General features: G+C 45.5%; 16 protein-coding genes. 2 read left to right on the top strand and 14 right to left on the bottom strand.

Going from position 1 to position 18,629, the window contains the following annotated elements:
* The 5 genes from rpsI to rlmB all read right to left on the bottom strand — a co-directional run.
* The coding region (rpsI, locus tag WKT08_RS08875) for a 30S ribosomal protein S9 (protein ID WP_340281489.1) at nt 1–342 on the bottom strand (342 nt) is incomplete at its 3' end.
* Nucleotides 343–360: 18 nt separating this feature from the next.
* Complete coding sequence (rplM, locus tag WKT08_RS08880) at nt 361–807, bottom strand: 50S ribosomal protein L13 (RefSeq protein ID WP_002876943.1); 447 nt, start codon at nt 805–807, stop codon at nt 361–363.
* A gap of 152 nt (nt 808–959) precedes the next feature.
* Nucleotides 960–1,823, bottom strand: a complete 864-nt coding sequence (locus WKT08_RS08885) for a DegV family protein (RefSeq protein ID WP_340281492.1) — start codon at nt 1,821–1,823, stop codon at nt 960–962.
* Nucleotides 1,823–2,335: an NYN domain-containing protein gene (locus WKT08_RS08890; RefSeq protein ID WP_003004212.1), complete on the bottom strand. Its 513-nt coding sequence runs from the start codon at nt 2,333–2,335 to the stop codon at nt 1,823–1,825. Before WKT08_RS08890 ends, WKT08_RS08885 begins: the two co-directional genes overlap by 1 nt.
* Before the next feature lie 18 nt (nt 2,336–2,353).
* Nucleotides 2,354–3,082, bottom strand: coding sequence for a 23S rRNA (guanosine(2251)-2'-O)-methyltransferase RlmB (rlmB, locus tag WKT08_RS08895; protein WP_049498028.1), 729 nt, complete (start codon nt 3,080–3,082; stop codon nt 2,354–2,356).
* Between the two features lie 96 nt (nt 3,083–3,178).
* On the opposite strand from rlmB, the gene WKT08_RS08900 reads away from it, so the two are divergent.
* Both WKT08_RS08900 and WKT08_RS08905 read left to right on the top strand, forming a co-directional pair.
* Entirely contained in the window at nt 3,179–4,141 is a 963-nt protein-coding gene (locus tag WKT08_RS08900; RefSeq protein WP_134974610.1) for an aromatic acid exporter family protein, read from the top strand.
* A 114-nt stretch (nt 4,142–4,255) separates the two neighbouring features.
* Nucleotides 4,256–7,477, top strand: a complete 3,222-nt coding sequence (locus tag WKT08_RS08905) for an LPXTG-anchored zinc carboxypeptidase (protein WP_151191314.1) — start codon at nt 4,256–4,258, stop codon at nt 7,475–7,477.
* A 328-nt stretch (nt 7,478–7,805) separates the two neighbouring features.
* Here the strand turns inward: WKT08_RS08905 and WKT08_RS08910 are convergent, their stop codons facing one another.
* From WKT08_RS08910 to WKT08_RS08950, 9 genes are all read right to left on the bottom strand, one after another.
* Nucleotides 7,806–9,473 carry an alpha-glucosidase gene (locus tag WKT08_RS08910; protein ID WP_340281498.1) on the bottom strand — a complete coding sequence of 556 codons (1,668 nt, stop codon included), beginning with the start codon at nt 9,471–9,473 and terminating at the stop codon, nt 7,806–7,808.
* 66 nt (nt 9,474–9,539) lie between these two features.
* Nucleotides 9,540–10,670 carry an ABC transporter ATP-binding protein gene (locus tag WKT08_RS08915; RefSeq protein WP_340281500.1) on the bottom strand — a complete coding sequence of 377 codons (1,131 nt, stop codon included), beginning with the start codon at nt 10,668–10,670 and terminating at the stop codon, nt 9,540–9,542.
* A gap of 123 nt (nt 10,671–10,793) precedes the next feature.
* On the bottom strand, nt 10,794–11,654 hold the full coding sequence (locus WKT08_RS08920) for a helix-turn-helix domain-containing protein (RefSeq protein WP_223325184.1): 861 nt from the start codon (nt 11,652–11,654) through the stop codon (nt 10,794–10,796).
* Nucleotides 11,651–12,049, bottom strand: coding sequence for a Mini-ribonuclease 3 (locus WKT08_RS08925; protein WP_003004765.1), 399 nt, complete (start codon nt 12,047–12,049; stop codon nt 11,651–11,653). The genes WKT08_RS08920 and WKT08_RS08925 overlap by 4 nt, the downstream gene beginning before the upstream one ends.
* Nucleotides 12,042–13,385, bottom strand: a complete 1,344-nt coding sequence (gene cysS, locus WKT08_RS08930; RefSeq protein ID WP_070590470.1) for a cysteine--tRNA ligase — start codon at nt 13,383–13,385, stop codon at nt 12,042–12,044. The genes WKT08_RS08925 and cysS overlap by 8 nt, the downstream gene beginning before the upstream one ends.
* A gap of 20 nt (nt 13,386–13,405) precedes the next feature.
* Nucleotides 13,406–14,272 (bottom strand): GNAT family N-acetyltransferase, encoded by an 867-nt coding sequence (locus WKT08_RS08935; RefSeq protein WP_340281509.1) that lies wholly within the window; start codon nt 14,270–14,272, stop codon nt 13,406–13,408.
* 12 nt (nt 14,273–14,284) lie between these two features.
* Nucleotides 14,285–14,902, bottom strand: a complete 618-nt coding sequence (gene cysE / locus WKT08_RS08940; protein WP_003018264.1) for a serine O-acetyltransferase — start codon at nt 14,900–14,902, stop codon at nt 14,285–14,287.
* Nucleotides 14,903–14,926: 24 nt separating this feature from the next.
* Entirely contained in the window at nt 14,927–17,149 is a 2,223-nt protein-coding gene (gene pnp, locus WKT08_RS08945) for a polyribonucleotide nucleotidyltransferase (RefSeq protein ID WP_021154408.1), read from the bottom strand.
* 731 nt (nt 17,150–17,880) lie between these two features.
* The gene (locus WKT08_RS08950; RefSeq protein WP_049507032.1) at nt 17,881–18,618 is read right to left on the bottom strand and encodes a hypothetical protein; all 738 of its coding nucleotides are present in this window, start codon (nt 18,616–18,618) and stop codon (nt 17,881–17,883) included.
* Nucleotides 18,619–18,629: the final 11 nt, after the last annotated feature.

The raw sequence follows: 18,629 nt of genomic DNA on the forward strand, positions 1-18,629 counted from the left end.
CTTACGTTCAACTTTACGTGAGTCACGTGTAAGAAGTCCTGCGCGTTTCAATGAATCGCGGAAGTCTGGGTCTACTTGAAGAAGGGCACGAGCGATACCGTGACGGATAGCTCCTGCTTGACCAGCGTATCCACCACCTACAACGTTAACGAAAACGTCGTATGAACCTGCAGTTGAAGTAACTGCGAATGGTTGGTTGATTACAAGACGAAGGTCAGCGTGTGGGATGTACTCTTCAACATCTTTTTTGTTAACAGTGATTTTACCAGTTCCTGGAACAAGGCGAACGCGTGCAACAGCGTTTTTACGACGTCCAGTACCTGCATATTGTGCTTGTGACATACTTTATTGTTCCTTTCCTTAGATAAGTCCTGAAATATCAAGAACTTCTGGTTGTTGTGCAGCGTGAGTGTGCTCAGCTCCAACGAATACTTTCAATTTCATACCTTGAGCGCGGCCAAGAGTATTGTGTGGAAGCATACCTTTAACTGATTTCTCGATCAAACGAACTGCATTTTTAGAACGAAGTTCACCAGCAGAGATTGATTTCAATCCACCTGGGTGGTTTGAGTGAGTGTAGTAGATCTTATCAGTTGCTTTTTTACCAGTCAATTTAACTTTTTCAGCATTGATAACGATTACGAAGTCACCTGTATCAGTGTGAGGTGTGAATGTTGGTTTGTTTTTTCCGCGAAGCACGCTAGCAACAACTGCTGAAAGGCGTCCAAGAGGTACATCAGTTGCGTCAACAACGTACCATTTGCGTTCTACTTGGCCTGGTTTAGCCATGAATGTAGTTTTGTTCATGATTTCTCCTATATGAATGTCGTTTTTGTTTACAGGGCGGATGTTCCGGTCCGCGAGTTATTTGAAAGGTTCCGGGGCCTTACAAATGGGGTAAACAATACCGCCTACTATTGTATCAAAATTCTAAGATAAAAGTCAACCGATTTGGAAAATTATTTACGATTTTCTTTTCCAATGACAAATCCGATCAAGGAATTCGGGCCAACGTGGGCTGAAATAACTGGTCCAAGAGGCATCACGAGGACTTCATCAATGCCTTCAAGTGCAAGCATTTCTTGCTTCAGTGCTTCTGCTCCTTCTAGATCGTTGGTATAAGACACCAAGGCTGTGCTTCCACCGATATCGGCTTTGATCAACTCCAGTAATTCTCGGACAGCTTTTTTGCGCCCCCGAACCTTGCTGATAGGAACTAATTTTCCTTCCGCATCTATCCAGAGAATGGGTTTGATGCTGGCTAGACTTCCCATGATCGCGGCACTCTTTGAAAGGCGACCGCCACGCATGAGGTGGTAGAGGTCATCGACCAGGAAATAGGTCCGAAGTTTTGGCGCTAGATCCATGATTTCTTCCTTGGCTTCTGCTAATGAACGGCCCGCATCACGCGCAGCTACTGCTCGCATGACCAGATAACCCTCTCCAATCCCAGCAGCCTTCGGATCGACAATCTCGATCACGGCTTCCGGGTAGTCTTCTAAAACCAGGTCTCGTGCCATGACTGCACTCTGATAGGTCCCAGATAAGACAGATGAAAAGGCTACATAAAGTACAGCTTTTCCATCTTTTGCAAAGTGCTTAAAGGGCTCCTGAAATTGGCCCACATTGACCTGACTGGTTGTCGGTTTGGCCCCATTTTTCATGGCTTCTAAAAGCTCAGGGCTGGTCAATTGAGCTTGGCCTACTGTCTGGTAAACCGTCCCATCTAACTCAATGGTCAAGCCAAGAATGGTCACCTGATGTTCCTTGGCCCAGTTTTGGTCTAAATCTGCGGTCGAATCTGTCAAAATAGCAAATGTCATTACTTGTCTCCCATCATTTCTTGTAATTGTCGCAATACTTCGTGATCGAGTGGTCGCATGGGTGGTTTTTGATCGTTCACCACTCGCTGCGCTTGATTAAGGTTTCCTTTGACGACTGCGACCCGTTTTTCTAACTCTCTGGCAGATACCCGAAGGGCTCCTTGAGCAAAGACGGTCCATTGCTCATTTAAGTCACTGGTTGCTACCGATACTTGGTGGAGGGGCGTGTTAAGCTCTGCCGCCAAGCGCTCGATATAGTCATCTGCCGTCTCATCCTCACCGGTAAAGACCACCTGAACATTGAACTCCTCATAGGTCTGCCGCACTCCTGGCATATACTGGGCATCAAAGACACAGATGACTTCGATCCCTTCAAAGCTAGCATAGTGGCTCAGTTTTTGCAGGAGGATATTGCGGGCTGCATCGAGCTCACTTTTTTGAAAGAGCTGGCGGGTCTCCTGCCAAAAGGCAATCATATTATAGCCGTCAACCAATAAGATTTTTCGTTTCATATCATTGCCTTTCTAGGATTATAGTCGATTGCGAAAGACCTCATACATAAGGATGGCTGCTGCCACACTGGCATTGAGGCTTTGCACATGACCATTCATGGGAATGGTAATCATCTCATCGACTTGCTTTTTGATGTTGGCTGAGATTCCTTTTCCTTCATTGCCAATGATCAAGGCTAACTTGCCTGCCGTATTCCACTGGTGCGATGGCGTGCCGTTCATGTCGGTTCCAAAGACCCAGAAACCCTCTTCCTTTAGCTTGTCTAAGGTTTGGCTAAGATTGGTCACACGCGCAATGGGAATGTGTTCCACTGCTCCGGTAGAAGTTTTAGAAACCACTGGGGTTACCCCGACTGCCCGGTGCTTAGGAATGATGACTCCTGATACATTGGTCGCATCAGCTGTCCGCAAGATAGATCCAAGATTGTGCGGATCTGTTAAACCATCGAGAATCAACAAAAGTGGGTTCTCTTCTTGGGCTGTCTGTTTCAGAATCGCTGCCAAGTCTGTGTAAGCAAAGGCTGCCACTCGAAGAACGAAACCTTGGTGAACAGCTCCTTCCGTCATTTCCTGCAGGGTTTTCTTTGGCGTCCAAGAAATCGACACTTTTTTCTCAGCTGCTAAGGCCTTGATCTTGTCGACATTTTTTCCTCGGAGGTCTTCTTGAATATATAATTTATTGCCTGTATTGGCTTGTAAAGCCTCGGTGACTGCGTGAACACCGTATACGATATCGTTATTTTCCATAGAACTAGTATACCACAAGAAAGGAGGAAGAGGCCAATTCATGATATAATGAAATCAAATCTATCTCAATGAACAAACAGAACTAGAAAGGAAGCCATGCCTCTTTTTCAACGAACCATCAAGCTCACCTTGGCCACCTGTTTAGCAGCTGCCCTTGCTTATGCTCTGGGCTTGACCTATGCCATCTCAGCTGGCGTCATTGCCATCTTGAGTATCTCTGATACGCGTCGCAGTACCATCAAGCAGGCCTACCAGCGCTTTATGTCAACCTTGCTAGCCCTTGCTATCGGAAGTCTCGCTTTTTCCTTTTTTGGATTCAACCTCTGGGCACTGGGAGTTTTTATCGCTCTCTATGTTCCTGGTGCCTTTCTATTGGGTTGGCAGATCGGTATCACCCCTAGTACGGTGTTGGTTACCCACCTCTTGATTGAGCAGTCTACCTCCTGGGGGCTCTTGCTCAATGAACTTGCTCTCTTTTTAATCGGGACCAGCTTTGCCCTGCTGGCCAATCTCTATATGCCTTCTAATCAGGGAGCGATCGATCATTACCATGATGTTGTCGAAGACCAACTGAAAAAGATCCTTGGTCGTTTTGCGGAATTACTTGGTAAAGGGGATGGTCGCAATGATGCTCGCTTGATTAAGGAGTTGGATGGTATCCTAAAGGACGCTTTGAAGCTAGTTTATCTGGACCATTCCAACCACCTCTTTCACCAAACCAACTACCATATTCACTACTTCGAAATGCGCAAGCGCCAAAACGATATTCTGCGGGATATGGCAGAAAACGTCAACCGTTGTCAGTTAGCGGCGAGTGAAAGCATAATCCTAGCACAACTATTTAAGAAGACAGCCCAACAGTTAAGTCAGGAAAATCCTGCCCAAGATCTTCTTGATGATATTAGTCAGTATTTAGCGATCTTTCGCGAACGCCCTCTTCCTAAGACCCGTGAAGAATTCGAAACACGCGCCACCTTGCTCCAACTCTTAAGAGACTTAGAAACTTTTATCCAGGTTAAGGTTGATTTTTACCAACAATTCCATGAGGAAACAGAATAGACAAAGAAGCCCTTGCAAGATGCAAAGGCTTTTTTATTCAGGCAGTTGTTGTAAACGCTTTCCTAAAATGGTATACTAGAACTGGAAAATAACTTTTTAAGGAGGGTCTTCTATATGAAGTCTTCGTATAAGAAACATTTGTACACTACAACACTCAGCCTCTCCGCTGCTGTCTTGCTTTCCGTTATCGGTCATGGCCAAGCTTCAGCCGATAGCGTAGAAGCGCCTCAAACGGAACCAAGCACGGTCCTTGAAGCGACACCTACTACTGAGCCACCTGTGACAGCTGATACTGCCAGTCCGGCTACAGCCACAGAAGTAACTCCTGCTAGTCCTGCAGAAACAGCAGCGACTTCTGATGTGGCTTCTACTACAGAAGTTGCGCCAGCCGCTAGTCCAAGCACTAACCGTGCTACAACAACCGCTGACCAAGCGACTCGATTGGCGGATAGCACCATTTATCTCTCTGAAAAGAGTACGATTGATGACAAAGTCCAAGAAAAAGCTCAAGCTGCTGGCAAGATCAACTGGACCTTAGACAATAAGCCTCTCTCTGAGTGGAAAACTTGGGATATGGAGACAGGAACACTGAGCAAGGATCCATTCCTTACGATCACAGAGACCGCAAACGGCAATGATCTGGATCTCCACATTGACGTGAAGGATCTCTTTGGTGAAGATCTCAGTCTTCGTAGCCCAAATAATATTCGCCGGACTTATCGCAATTACATCGGCAACCATGAGCTAGTCGGAACCAATGCAGACTTAGGGATCACCATCAATAAGACCCTTGTTTTTCGACCTTACCAAGACTACCATACACATGAAGAGATGCTAGCTGCTATCGAAAAATCCAAGGAAGAAGCGAAACCCGATCGTTTGGTGCAGCTGGAAACCCTTGGTAAGAGTGCCCAAGGCCGGGATATGAAGATGGGGATCGTGAGCAAGGACCAAGCTAGCATTGATCACTACCTTTCTAGTACCAACCCTACAGCCTTGACCAAGCCAAGCGAAATGCTGGCAGCTCTGAAGGACAAGACCTTGGATTACAAATTACCTGTCTTAGTCCACAACACCCACGCGGATGAACAACCAGGCATTGATATCATCACAGGCCTCTTCAATACTTTTGCGACCAAGGAAAAGGTGACCTTTAACACCACCGATGAAGCTGGAAATGCTAAAACAGTCACGCTAGATATTCCAAGCTTGCTCAATAAATTCATCTTCTTATTTGACTTCACGGAAAACCCAGATGGGGATGCTCTCAACCTGCGGGCCCTAGCAAACGGGCTCGATCCAAACCGGGATGCCAGCTACCAAACCAACCCTGAAGTTCGCACGGTTATCCAAATGATCAACAAATGGAATCCAATCGCTCTCTACGACTTACACGGTTTTGTCAAAGAATTCTTGATCGAACCTGCAACTCCACCACATGATCCGAACTTCGAATACGATCTTCTGTCAGATCTGATGCTAGAAAATGCCCATCATATGGGACGGGCAGGAGTTGCCAATTCTAAATACGATAGTTACATCATTCCAAAACTGGATTGGGGCGATGGCTGGGATGACTCCTTCTCTGGCTATACAGGAGTTTATGCTGTCTACCATGGTATCTTAGGCCATACTATCGAAATTCCGGAAGGAAATGAAGAATCCTACAAAGCAGGTCGCAATGCTGTCCTAGGAGGGATTGACTTCCTCAACCAAGATCCGGACCGTCTCCTTGAGATGCGTCTCAACTTCTACCTGCGCGGTCTCAATAAAACCGAAGATCCAAAAGCCGAAAATGAACTGGTCGGCCCAAATGGAGAAATCGTTGGACGTGTGAAAAATGGTCGTCCGAAATTCTTCCCAGACTACTACGTCATCCCAATGAGCCTCGACAAAGACAACGATGCCCAAGAAGCCTTCAATATGATCGACTACTTCAAACGCAATGGTGTCCTCGTCAAGGAACTCAAAGAAGATATTGGCAACTATAAAAAAGGGGACTTAGTCATTGACATGGCCCAAGCCAAACGTGGCTATGCTAACCACATTCTCTACAAGGGTTCCAACGAATCTGCCTGGGCTGCTATGTACGCAGAGTTGCTGGTAAACTTCCCAGATATGAGAGGGTTCAAGTCCGAACCTGTCTTTGCGGATGGTCTTTTCAACGGAAAATTAGGAGAAGTCACCACCACCCGCGCCACTCGTACCTCTGAGATCGATCCAAAAGCTCCTTACTATGTGATCGCAAATACCTCAGCCAGTGCCGTTAAAGCTGTCAACCAGGCTATTGCACAAGGAAAATCTGTCTACCTAACAGATGATGGCTACATCGTTGACCGCGATACCTTTGCTTCGCTCCTACCAAACTATGCCATTTATGGTGATGCCCTCTACAAGGTGCCTAGTGGCCCAACCTTGAAACCGATGAAGGTCTACTCTCCAAACTACCACTATAATTGGGCTGGAGTAGATGCGCCTGCTCATACTAGTTTGGTCCTTGAAAAATTAGGCTTCCAAATCGTCAATACGCCAGAAGAAGCGGATGTTGTTATTTTGGAAAGCAATCGCTTTGACGCTTCCATTTTTGGCAAGAAACCAACCCTTGTCATTGGCGGGGAAGCCATGCAAAAATTGGAAAAATTGGGAGTTCTTACAGGATTTGACGCTGAAAAACTAAAAGGCGGTAGTGACTACGAAGGCTTGATGAAAGCGATCATTGATGATCAGGATCCATTGACCAGCGGATACAAGAAGAATACCCTCTTCTACTCCAACTCAGGAAACTGGATTGAAAAGGTTCCAGAGCATTTCAAGACCTTGATGAGCATCGCTCCAAGCGATTATTATATTGCAGGTTGGTGGCCACATAACGATGTTCTGGCTAACAAAGTCATGGCCATCTCTGGAGAACTGATGGGACAACCACTCTTTGTCTATGCAGGAAATCCAACCAACCGTCAACACCCTGTCCACTTCTTCCGCTGGGTAACCAATGCGATCTTTGGCAGCAAGTTGGCAAGCTTGATGGATTACGTTCCAGCTAAAGAACCAGATCAAGTGGTAGTTCCAATTCATAACCAAACAAGCAATCCACAGCCAATCTTGGCCAAGAAGGACACTCCTAAAGTGCTCCTTCCACAAAAAGAAACAACTGTGGAAAATGGAGAAAGCGTGCAAGCTTTGACTTACCAAGTAGGACAAAGCTTCCAAGAAAGTCCAGCTAAGGCACAATTGCCACAAACTGGAGAAGACACAACCGCACACTTCATTCTTTCAGGCTTCTTGTTAGCCGTTAGCGGAGGCTTCCTCCTCTTGAAAAAGAAAGAAGTTGAGTAAGTTCCAGGTTTAGACTTGGATGACACGAAAAGAACCTTCGCAGACGCGAAGGTTCTTTTTGGAGATAAAATATCTTTCAAAACTTTCCTTAGGTGAGTACGGACGTCAGCGAACTTCTTCGAAGTTCCATGACTTAGTTTTGAGCCTAAGGTCTCAAAACTCCCGAGTGCCTGAAACACAGTTGTTTCAGGCACTTTTCTCACGGCGGAAAGTTTCAGTTTATACTTGACTGATTCTAAAGTATAGATAACTTTTATAAATTTCTCCAGATTTTTTAATGAAAATACTATTCTACATCTTAAATCTAACAATAATACAAAGTTTCTTTCTATTCTGCTAATTCTAGCACAACAGTTTGGTAAGGGGTCAATTCGAGCACTTGGTCTCCTTCTTGGAATAATCCTGCTGTATTATTTAAAACTACCGTTTTAATCGGAGCTGGCAACTCCAAGCTAGCCTGGCGATTTTGGAAATTGCTGACAACCAAGAGAAGCTTGTCCCCACGGCGTTCAAAGGCAATGATATTCTCACGGTCCCGATACGCTGGGATCATATCTCCAAACCGGATGGTATTTCCATAGAGGGGATGGCGATACAAGGCCGTCAGCTGGCGGTAATAATTCAAAATAGAATCTGGATCCTTTTCCTGGTCTTCCACATTAATGGAATAATCTGGTTTGGGACTGATCAGCCAGGCTGGTCCATCGCTAAAGCCCAGACCTGGCTCTCTTGTCCACTGCATCGGTGTCCGCGCATTGTCTCGGCTGTAGTTGGCAATCACTGCTAAGGCTTCTTCCTCGCTCAAACCAGCTTCTTTAGCCACATGATAGCCATTGATGGTCGCGATATCATCAAAGTCCTCTACTGATTCAAAGACTTGGTTTTCCATTCCAATTTCTTGGCCTTGATAGATAAACGGAATTCCCTTGCGCAAAACCTGAATAGTTCCTAGGGCTTTTTTACTGGTGTCGTTGACTTGACCTTCTGCGATATAATGGGACACTCCACGAGGTTCGTCGTGGTTTTCAATGATGGTCGATAGAACCCCAATGCTATCCGCGCGCTCATGGGCTTGGAAAATACTTTCCTTGAGTTCATCTGCAGTTGGAAGAGCATGGTCGAACCAGCCTTTTCCTTCCTGACCCAGCATGGTTTGTTTGAAGTCAAAGATGGAAGAGAAGACACCATCTTTTCCAATGAAGAAATGCAATTCTTCGTCAGTTTCATTGAACACTTCCCCTACTGTGAAGGCATTGTACTTGGCGAAGGTCCGCTCCTTTAACTCTTGCAAGAAAGGTTCAATCGGTTGCGCATTGACCAGCGATTCCGGCACTGGGACTAGGCCATTGTCACGATCAGACGGAAGCGAACGCCATTCTAAATCTTTTTTAATATTGATAATAGCATCAATCCGGAAGCCCGCAATTCCCTTGTCCAACCACCAGTTGATCATCTTGTAAATTTCTTCGCGCAAGACAGGATTTTGCCAATTGAGGTCTGGCTGGTCCTTGTGGAAAGAATGGAGATAGTACTTATTGGTGCCAGGAACCGGCTCCCAAACACTGCCCCCAAAGTAACTTTCCCAGTTGTTGGGTTCTTTGTCACTTTCGATAAAATAAAAGTAATCCGCATAAGGACCATCTGGATCTGCTAAAGCCTTTTGGAACCACTCGTGATGACTGGAACAGTGGTTAACCACCAAGTCCATAATGATGGAAATGCCCCGCTTCTTACCTTCCGCAATCAACTCTTCCATATCTTCCATAGTCCCAAAGAGGGGATCAATGGCATAATAGTCTGAAATATCATAGCCCTGGTCAATAAACGGACTCTTGTAAATAGGGGAAAGCCAGAGAATATCAATCCCTAAGTCTTGAAGGTAATCGAGTTTCTCCGTGATTCCGTTTAAATCCCCAACACCATCGCCATTGCTATCCTTAAAGCTTTTTGGGTAGATCTGGTAAGCAACCTTCCCCTTCCACCAGTCTTTTTCCATATTTTGTCTCCTTAAAATGAAAGAGACCGAGACAAATTGTCTCAGTCTCTATAGTGTCAGTAGGTATTAGTATACTGTTTTTTCAGTTTCTTTGTCGAAGAAGTGAGCTTTGTTCAAGTCAAATCCAAGTTCGATGGTTGCACCAGTTCCAAGGTAGTCACGCGCATCCACTTTAGCGATGAATTCGTTGTCACCAACTTGGCAGTACAAGTGAGATTCTGAACCAAGCAATTCAGATACAGAGATGGTTGCTTTTACTACTGATTCTGGGAATGTTTCAAGGAAAGCAGCTTCTGTATTCACGTCTTCTGGACGGATACCAAAGATGATTTCTTTACCATCATAGCCTTTTTCACGAAGAACTTTCAAAGCACCTTCTGGAACTTTCAAATTCAAGCCATTGGCAACGATGTATCCACCTTCCAATTTCACGTTAATGAAGTTCATTGCAGGGCTTCCGATGAATCCAGCTACGAATTTGTTGACTGGGTTTTTGTACACTTCTTGTGGAGTTCCGATTTGTTCTACACGTCCAATTGTACCAGTACCTGCAGGGTTTTTAGTAGCAGACATGATAACGATACGGTCAGCCAATGTCATCGCTTCTGTTTGGTCGTGAGTTACGTAGATGGTTGTAGCACCGATACGACGGTGGATTTTCGCAATTTCAGCACGCATGGATACACGAAGTTTAGCATCCAAGTTTGACAAAGGTTCGTCCATCAAGAACACTTTTGCATCACGGACAATGGCACGACCCATGGCCACACGTTGACGTTGACCACCAGAAAGGTCAGCTGGTTTACGATCCAAGAATTCTTTCAAGCCAAGGATTTCAGCTGCTTCTTGTACACGTTTGTCGATATCTTCCTTGCTATATTTACGCAATTTCAAACCAAATGCCATGTTATCGTACACAGTCATGTGTGGGTAAAGAGCGTAGTTTTGGAATACCATGGCGATATCACGGTCTTTAGGTGCCACGTTGTTTACAACGACACCATCGATCGAACATTCACCTTCTGTGATGTCTTCAAGACCAGCGATCATACGAAGAGTTGTTGATTTACCACATCCTGAAGGACCTACGAAAACGATAAACTCTTTGTCTTTGATGTCCAAGTTGAAGTCTTCAACTGAATAGTGTTCGCTGTTTGGATATTTTTTGTAAATATTTTTAAGATTTAATTCTACCATGATGGTACTCCTTTGATTTTTATAATTCTATTGTAAATGAAAACGTTTTACAAAGCTATGGCAAGTCTTACAAAAAAGAAAAAGAGTTTTGTGCAAGTTGCACAAAACCCTCTATTTATTCCGTTACATCACATCCTGTAGAACCAAATGGTAACAAAGAGCTAGATCTGTCAGGTTTTTCAGTTGGAGACCCGTTAGCTCTTCCCATTTGTCAATCTTGTATTGAAGGGAATTCCGATGGAGATAAAGTTGCTGAGCCGCCTTGGTCACAACTGCTCCGTTATCCCAAAGTGCAACAATGATATCCTGCAACTGGTCTTGACTCCCGATCAACTGATGCAAAGCTTCTTTGATAGGATGGAGATCTAAATCTGCCTGCTCGATTCCCCAGAGATAGAGTTGAGAAAAGCGGTAGACGCCTTGGTGTCCTTCTCGGATCCAGGCTCTAAAGGCTGCCCATTCTGCTCGGATGACAGGAGACAATTTTCCATCTTTCGACTCTGTCCATACCTGCCCGACCATAATGGATAAGCGAATAGTAAAGTCATACTCCATGGCAGAGACAGTATCTTTTAAGATATCGGCCACAGGTAAAGACTGGTCTTGGTCCAGAATGAGCACATAGTCCTGCCCACTCAGTTGCAAGGTTGCTCGGAAATTGGGTAAGAGTGTCTGCATCATCTCTAGCCAAGAAACCGTCCCTTCCGCTGTTGAATGCGAGATGTGGCAATAGACGAGCTGCATTTTTTTGATGACTTGAGGGGCTTCTCCCTTTCCATCAATCAGGTACTGGTACCAAGGATTAGGGGCAACCTCTTCTTCACCGCCCAACCAGGAAATCAATTGTTTTTCTCGCTCGGTTAGCTCTTCTTCCTTCAGCAGCAGCCATTGATGAGCCTGAAGGGGAATGGCTACATAACCAGCTGGTGGATTGGCTTGATCCGTCACCTCTGCATGAGGAAACCACTCTCTGATATTTTTCACTGCTTTCTTCCTTCTTCTACTTGCTGGATACACCAGTCAATCAGCTCTTCCAAACGAGAGAGCTCCCCCGTCATATGGAGATAGCCCATGACAGCCTCAAAGCCCGTCGACATGCGATAGGTCACGACATCCGCATTTTTGGCCTTGGTATGGCTATTGGTATTGCGACCGCGCTTGTAGATCTCCAACTCTTTTTCCGTCAGAATTTCTTGCTCCAACATGCTTTCAATCAAGCTAGCCTGAGCTCTAGCAGAGACATAGCGGGTGGCAGCCTGGTGAAGCTTATTGGGCTTGGTCATCCCTTGAAAAATCAGGTGTCTGCGAATATACATGGAATAGACCGCATCTCCCTCAAAGGCAAGGGCAATCCCATTGATTAGATTGACATCAATCACGTGTCCACCTTACACCTTCTTTTGTATCCAAGAGCTTGATTCCTTGTGCAGCCAATTCATCGCGAATGGCATCTGCTCGCGCAAAATCTTTCTTAGCCCGCGCTTCCTGACGTTCAGCGATCAAAGCTTCAATATCTGCATCCAAGACTTCTTCGACAAAGACCACTCCAAAGACTTCTAACATCTTGGTCAAGGCATCCTTGACGTCTTGGTTGTAGTGACCTGAATTGATCCATTTAGCCAATTCAAAGACGACGGTGATGCCGTTTGCCGCATTGATATCTTCATCCATAGCCGCGATAAACTTGTCCACAAAGCTTTGCAATTCTGCTGTATCCACTTCTCCTGTGAACGGTTGCTCATAGGTATTTTTCAAATACTTGAGGTTGGTCTCCGCATCGCGCACCGCTTTTTCTGTGAAGTTAATGGGCTTGCGGTAATGCTGGGTCGCAAAGAAGAAGCGAAGCACTTGGCCGTCGATAGTCTTCAATGCATCATGCACGGTGATAAAGTTGCCTAAGGACTTGGACATCTTGACATTATCAATATTGACAAAGCCATTGTGCATCCAGTAATTGGCAAAAGTCTTGCCTGTTTTAGCTTCAGACTGGGCAATTTCATTAGTATGGTGCGGAAACTCAAGGTCGGCTCCACCACCGTGGATATCAATGGTATCGCCTAAAATCCCCGTCGACATGACCGAACACTCGATGTGCCAGCCTGGGCGACCTGGTCCCCATGGGCTATCCCAAGAAATCTCACCTGGTTTAGCAGCTTTCCAAAGGGCAAAGTCGACTGGATTTTCCTTGCGAGCTGTTTCCTCATCTGTCCGACCAGAAGCTCCTAGCTCCAAGTCTTCCAAGGTTTTATTCGCTAATTTTGCATAGTTGTGGGATTTTTCCACACGGAAATAGACATCGCCTTGGCTCTCATAGGCATAGCCTTTTTCGATCAAGTCGGCGACAAAACGAATGATGTCATCCATAAACTCAACCACACGAGGGTGGCGGGTTGCAGGCTTCACGCCAAGAGCCGTCACATCCTCACGGAAGGCCGCGATGTACTTGTCTGCTACTTCCTGTGGTGTGATGCCTTCTTCTTTGGCACGGTTGATAATCTTATCATCCACATCTGTAAAGTTGGAAATGTAGGCAACTTCGTAGCCACGATACTCAAAGTAGCGACGAATCGTGTCAAAGGCCACCGTTGAGCGGGCATTCCCTACGTGGATATAGTTGTAAACCGTTGGCCCACAAACATACATGCGGACCTTTCCTTCCTCGATGGGGATAAATTCTCGCAAATCACGAGACATGGTATCATAAATTTTTAACACGCTTCATTTCCTTTCTGTTTCTACTCTTTTGGCTTCAAGTAAACCACCTGGGTCTGTTTGACAAAGCCAATCTTTTCATACAAACGTTTGGCACCTACATTGCTATCTTCCACGGCAATCTGAAACTCCTTGTCATTTTGCTCAATCAGTTGGTTGACGAGGGATTTTGCTAGATAGCTTCCGTAACCTTGCCCACGATAGACTTCAGCAATCGCAAGTCCATAAAGGTAATTGCATTTTCCAGATACATCGACCGTACAAACGCCAATCACTTGACCTTCTTTGAGTAATATGTACAGCAGACTATCAGGATCCTTCAAGGCCTCTGAAATGTATCTGTGGCTCACTTCCGGTGCTTCCACTTCATCTGAGAAGGTTTGGTGGTGGAGCTGGGCAATGGCTTCAAGATAAGAAGGTTCCGCCAAGAGCACATCGACATCCGAACGGGAATCTAATGTATAAGCAGTTCGATCACGTCCTAACCAGGTTTCTGTCTCTTCATCCTCGACCAGTCCCCAATTGCTGGCAAAATCAGGATGATTCTCTAGAAAAACACGCTCTGTCTGAAAAGTCACAGACTCAATTGGATAAGATGCCGTTTCTTTTTCAAAACTTCTATACAAAGCACGCGCAATTCCCTGCCGACGGTGATTGGGGTGGACCAGGATCGCTACTTCCACATCTTGGTCATCCGCGTAGATAGTTAATAGGCCAACAAGTTCACCTTTTTCATAATAAAGGAAAAAGGCCGGCATATCGGGATCAAAATTGAGCATATTGGAGAGATAAGGATCCCGAAACGTTCCGTCATACTTCTGACAAATGGCAATAAGGGCCTTTGCTTCCAGTAGTTGGTGGTCATTCAATGTATTGGTTGATTGAATCACGTAGCGATCTCCTTACAAGCTCGAAGATCGATGGCTAGCTTCCTTAGCATGCTCCAGCTTGTTCATGTAGTATTCCCGTTTTTCTTCTTCTTGGTGAATGACTGGTTCGTCTTTTCGACCGTGTACCCGTACAATCTTGGCAGGAACACCGACAACGGTCACATCACTTGGTACATCTGAGACCACAACAGCCCCTGCTCCGACCTTGGCCTTGGCTCCGATTTCCACCGGGCCAATGACTTGGGCATGGGCGGAGACCAAAGCTCCTTCACGAACCGTTGGATGGCGTTTGCCGACATCCTTCCCTGTTCCCCCAAGGGTCACCCCGTGGTAGAGCATGACGCCTTTTTCAACAATGGCTGTTTCCCCGATAACGAGGCCGGCTCCATGGTCGATAAAGACACCAGAAGCAATGGTCGCACCTGGATGGATCTCGATCTGGGTCCAAAAACGCCAGAATTGGCTGTGCATCCGCGCCAAGAGCTTAAAACCATGGTTCCACAAAAAGTGGGAAACACGGTGAGCTGCCAGTGCTTTGACTCCCGGATAGGTCAAAAGGACCTCCAGCGAGGTACGCGCTGCTGGGTCATTTTCTTTTACAATATTGATGGTTTCACGCCACCATCCCATACCGTGCTCCTCCTTTTCTAATGCTTATTCTGAATCTTTTTGTGTAATGGTAAAGTCTTTTTTAGGTTTGTGGTCTTTATTGTGGTGACGAGGACGATCGCCATGACGAGGACCCTTTTCACCTTTTTCTTCTGAATGTTCAGGTTTTGGCGGACGTGGCAATAGTGCCTTCATAGAAGCATCGACACGACCTTTTTCGTCAATCTTGATAATCTTGACATCGACTTCATCGCCGATCGCTACCAAGTCTTCGACACGGTTGGTACGCGTCCAAGCCATTTCAGAGATGTGAACGAGGGCGTCCGTCTTGTCAAAGAGGTTGACAAAGGCACCAAATTTCTCGATCCGAACCACTTTGGCATGGTAGACTTCATCCACCTTCGCTTCACGAACCAAACCAGCAATGATTTCCTTAGCACGGTTGATGGCATCTTGGTCGCTAGAATAGATAGATACGTTTCCTTCTTCATCGATATCAATCTTAACGCCTGTTTCAGCGATGATCTTATCAATGGTTTCTCCACCCTTACCGATGACAATCTTAATCTTGTCGACATCAATCTTGATGGTATCAATTTTTGGAGCAGTTGGTGCCAATTCTGGACGCACTTCTGGAATGGTTGCTTCAATGACATCAAGGATTTCAAAACGAGCTTTCTTGGCTTGAGCAAGTGCTTCAGTCAAAATTTCTGCAGTGATCCCTTGGATCTTGATATCCATTTGAAGGGCGGTAATCCCGTCACGAGTCCCCGCAACCTTGAAGTCCATGTCTCCAAAGTGGTCTTCCAAACCTTGGATATCTGTCAATACGGTGTAGTTGTTTCCATCTGAGATCAGACCCATGGCAATACCAGCTACTGGGGCCTTGATTGGCACACCACCAGCCATAAGGGCAAGTGTTCCCGCACAGATAGATGCTTGAGATGAAGAACCATTTGATTCCAATACTTCTGCTACCAAACGGATGGCGTATGGGAATTCTTCCAAGCTTGGTAATACTTGGGCAAGGGCACGTTCACCGAGAGCACCGTGACCAATTTCACGACGACCAGGTGCACCGTAACGCCCTGTTTCCCCTACAGAGTATTGTGGGAAGTTATAGTGGTGCATAAAGCGTTTCTTGTACTCTGGATCCAAACCATCGATGATTTGCGTTTCACCCATTGGTGCCAATGTCAAGACAGAAAGGGCTTGCGTTTGTCCACGCGTAAAGAGACCTGAACCGTGCACACGAGGAAGATAGTCGACTTGTGCATCCAAAGGACGGATTTCATCGACCTTACGACCATCCGGACGAACCTTGTCTTCTGTGATCAAACGGCGCACTTCTGCGTGTTCCATTTGTTCCAAGATTTCAGCCACGTCCCGCATGATGCGATCAAACTCTTCGTGGTCTGCATATTTTTCTTCGTAAACAGCCGTTACTTGGTCTTTCACTGCTTGAGTCGCAGCTTCACGCGCCAATTTTTCTTCAACTTGAACTGCTTTTTGAAGGTCGCTGTTGTAGGCTGCGATGATTTCAGCCTGCAAGTCAGCATCTACATGAAGCAATTCCACTTCTGCTTTTTCTTTCCCAACTGCCGCAACGATTTCTTCTTGGAAGGCAATCAATTCTTTAACGGCTTCGTGCCCTTTCAGAAGAGCTTCCAACATGATTTCTTCTGACAATTCTTTGGCACCAGACTCTACCATGTTGATAGCATGCTTGGTACCAGCTACTGTCAATTCAAGAAGAGAGCGCTCTGCTTGTTCTTGCGTTGGGTTGATGATGATTTCCCCATCGACATAGCCTACTTGTACCCCAGCGATTGGTCCGTCAAACGGAATATCTGAGATAGACAAGGCCAAGGATGAACCAAACATGGCTGCCATTGGGGCAGATGCATTTTCATCGTAAGAAAGGACTGTGTTGATAACTTGCACTTCGTTACGGAAACCTTCCGCAAACATCGGACGGATTGGACGGTCAATCAAACGCGCTGTCAAGGTCGCATCTGTAGAAGGACGACCTTCCCGTTTCATAAAGCCACCAGGAAATTTCCCAGCCGCATACATTTTTTCTTCGTAGTTGACTTGAAGTGGGAAGAAATCCCCAGTTGCCATTTTCTTAGACATAACGGCAGCAGTCAAGACAGTTGACTCCCCATAACGTACGACAACAGAGCCATTTGCTTGCTTGGCAACCTGACCAGTCTCTACGATTAACTCACGACCCGCAAAAGTCGTTTGAAACACTTGTTTTGTCATTGTAATCCCCTTTGGATTGATAAAATTATACGACTTGCCTACAAAGATCAAGATATTTTGGACGGTTCGGCTTGCCGAACATTTCTGTAGAAAAATAGGAAGGTGACGCCGCACTCGATGAGTGCTAGGAAGCTTATCTTTTTTCCTAAGAAATGAGGCCAAAATTCAGTTCATCAGGATACAAAGGGCGTGAAGAATCCCGTATGAAAATAGGAGATTGACGCAGTGTGCCACGCACACCAGGAAATCTATCTTTTTCACTAGGGATTTAGCCCGTGTTCAACTATCAAGATACTAAGGCCACAAAAAGCAAAGTAAAAATAGGAAACTGGCGAAGTCTTCGATGAAGACAAGACAGTTTATCTTTTTTACACAGCTTTTCGGCCGGGTTCAATTACTCAAGATGTTTTGGACGGTTCGGCTTGCCGAACATTTCTGTAGAAAAATAGGAAGGTGACGCCGCACTCGATGAGTGCTAGGAAGCTGATCTTTTTTCCTAAGAAATGAGGCCAAAATTCAATTCTCAAGATACCAAGATCGCCCAACTCAACGAGATAGGAATTTCAAGAGCCCATCTATTTGTTATATCCTCATCTTTGTATCCAAGCACGTATACCTTTTATTTTAACATATTCAAGCCCAAAAGAAAAAGGCTTTGAGGGCCTTTTTCTGTGAATCTTCCGCAAGTTCTATATAAAAATTTTAGAGCTAGATATAGCTTTTGATTATTTTTACGATTTCACGAATTCAGTGCTGTCGACATAAAAGCGTGTTTTGTGGGTTCCACCCTTGTAGTTCTTGTTGTTGCGTTTCAAGACAAAACGTCTGTATGGGTCGGAAGTTCCTTGGATAGTCGTTGTCACTTCAACTGAATCTTCATTGACCACCCATTCATCCGGTGAAGGGATTTCCATCGGTGGCATCGCTCCGCCACGACCACCAGCTACAATTTCGTAGAAGGCCTTGTCTTTTGTCGAATAGATCCAGCCGTCCTTCTTTTCGTTTGTCAGTTGGATCAGCTGGTCTTGTGACAGACTACGGATAGAGTCCGATGTCTCTTCTGCATTCAATTTATCAATGACATCTTGCAAATTATAAGTTCCCGGCGTGTAGGTATTGTAGTAATCAATGAACATGTCTTGCGAGTAGCCTTCAACTGCACTGTGATTATTGTTCAACTCCAGCAAACGAGTCGGTTGCACCTGAAGTGAATAAGTCAAAGACGCACTGTTTTCAATAATCGAATAGATATCCGCTTGGTCTGCTTTTGATAAGGTCCCAATGGCTTCTTTGTCATGTTCATCTGACTTAGCTTCTTCTGTTTGCTCTTTTTCTTGGGCCTTGTCAGATGATTTTTTTACCGATGAAGCCCCTACCGGACTGTGCTTACGCTCATAGCGTTTTGGGGCGCAAGCTGCTAGGGAAAGCAAGAGGGCTGTAGCCAGCAAATATGTTCCAATTTTTTTCAAGTTTGTCTCCT

Source organism: Streptococcus sp. HCA-5024, assembly GCF_037890265.1.
In the GTDB taxonomy this organism is placed as follows: domain Bacteria; phylum Bacillota; class Bacilli; order Lactobacillales; family Streptococcaceae; genus Streptococcus; species Streptococcus lingualis.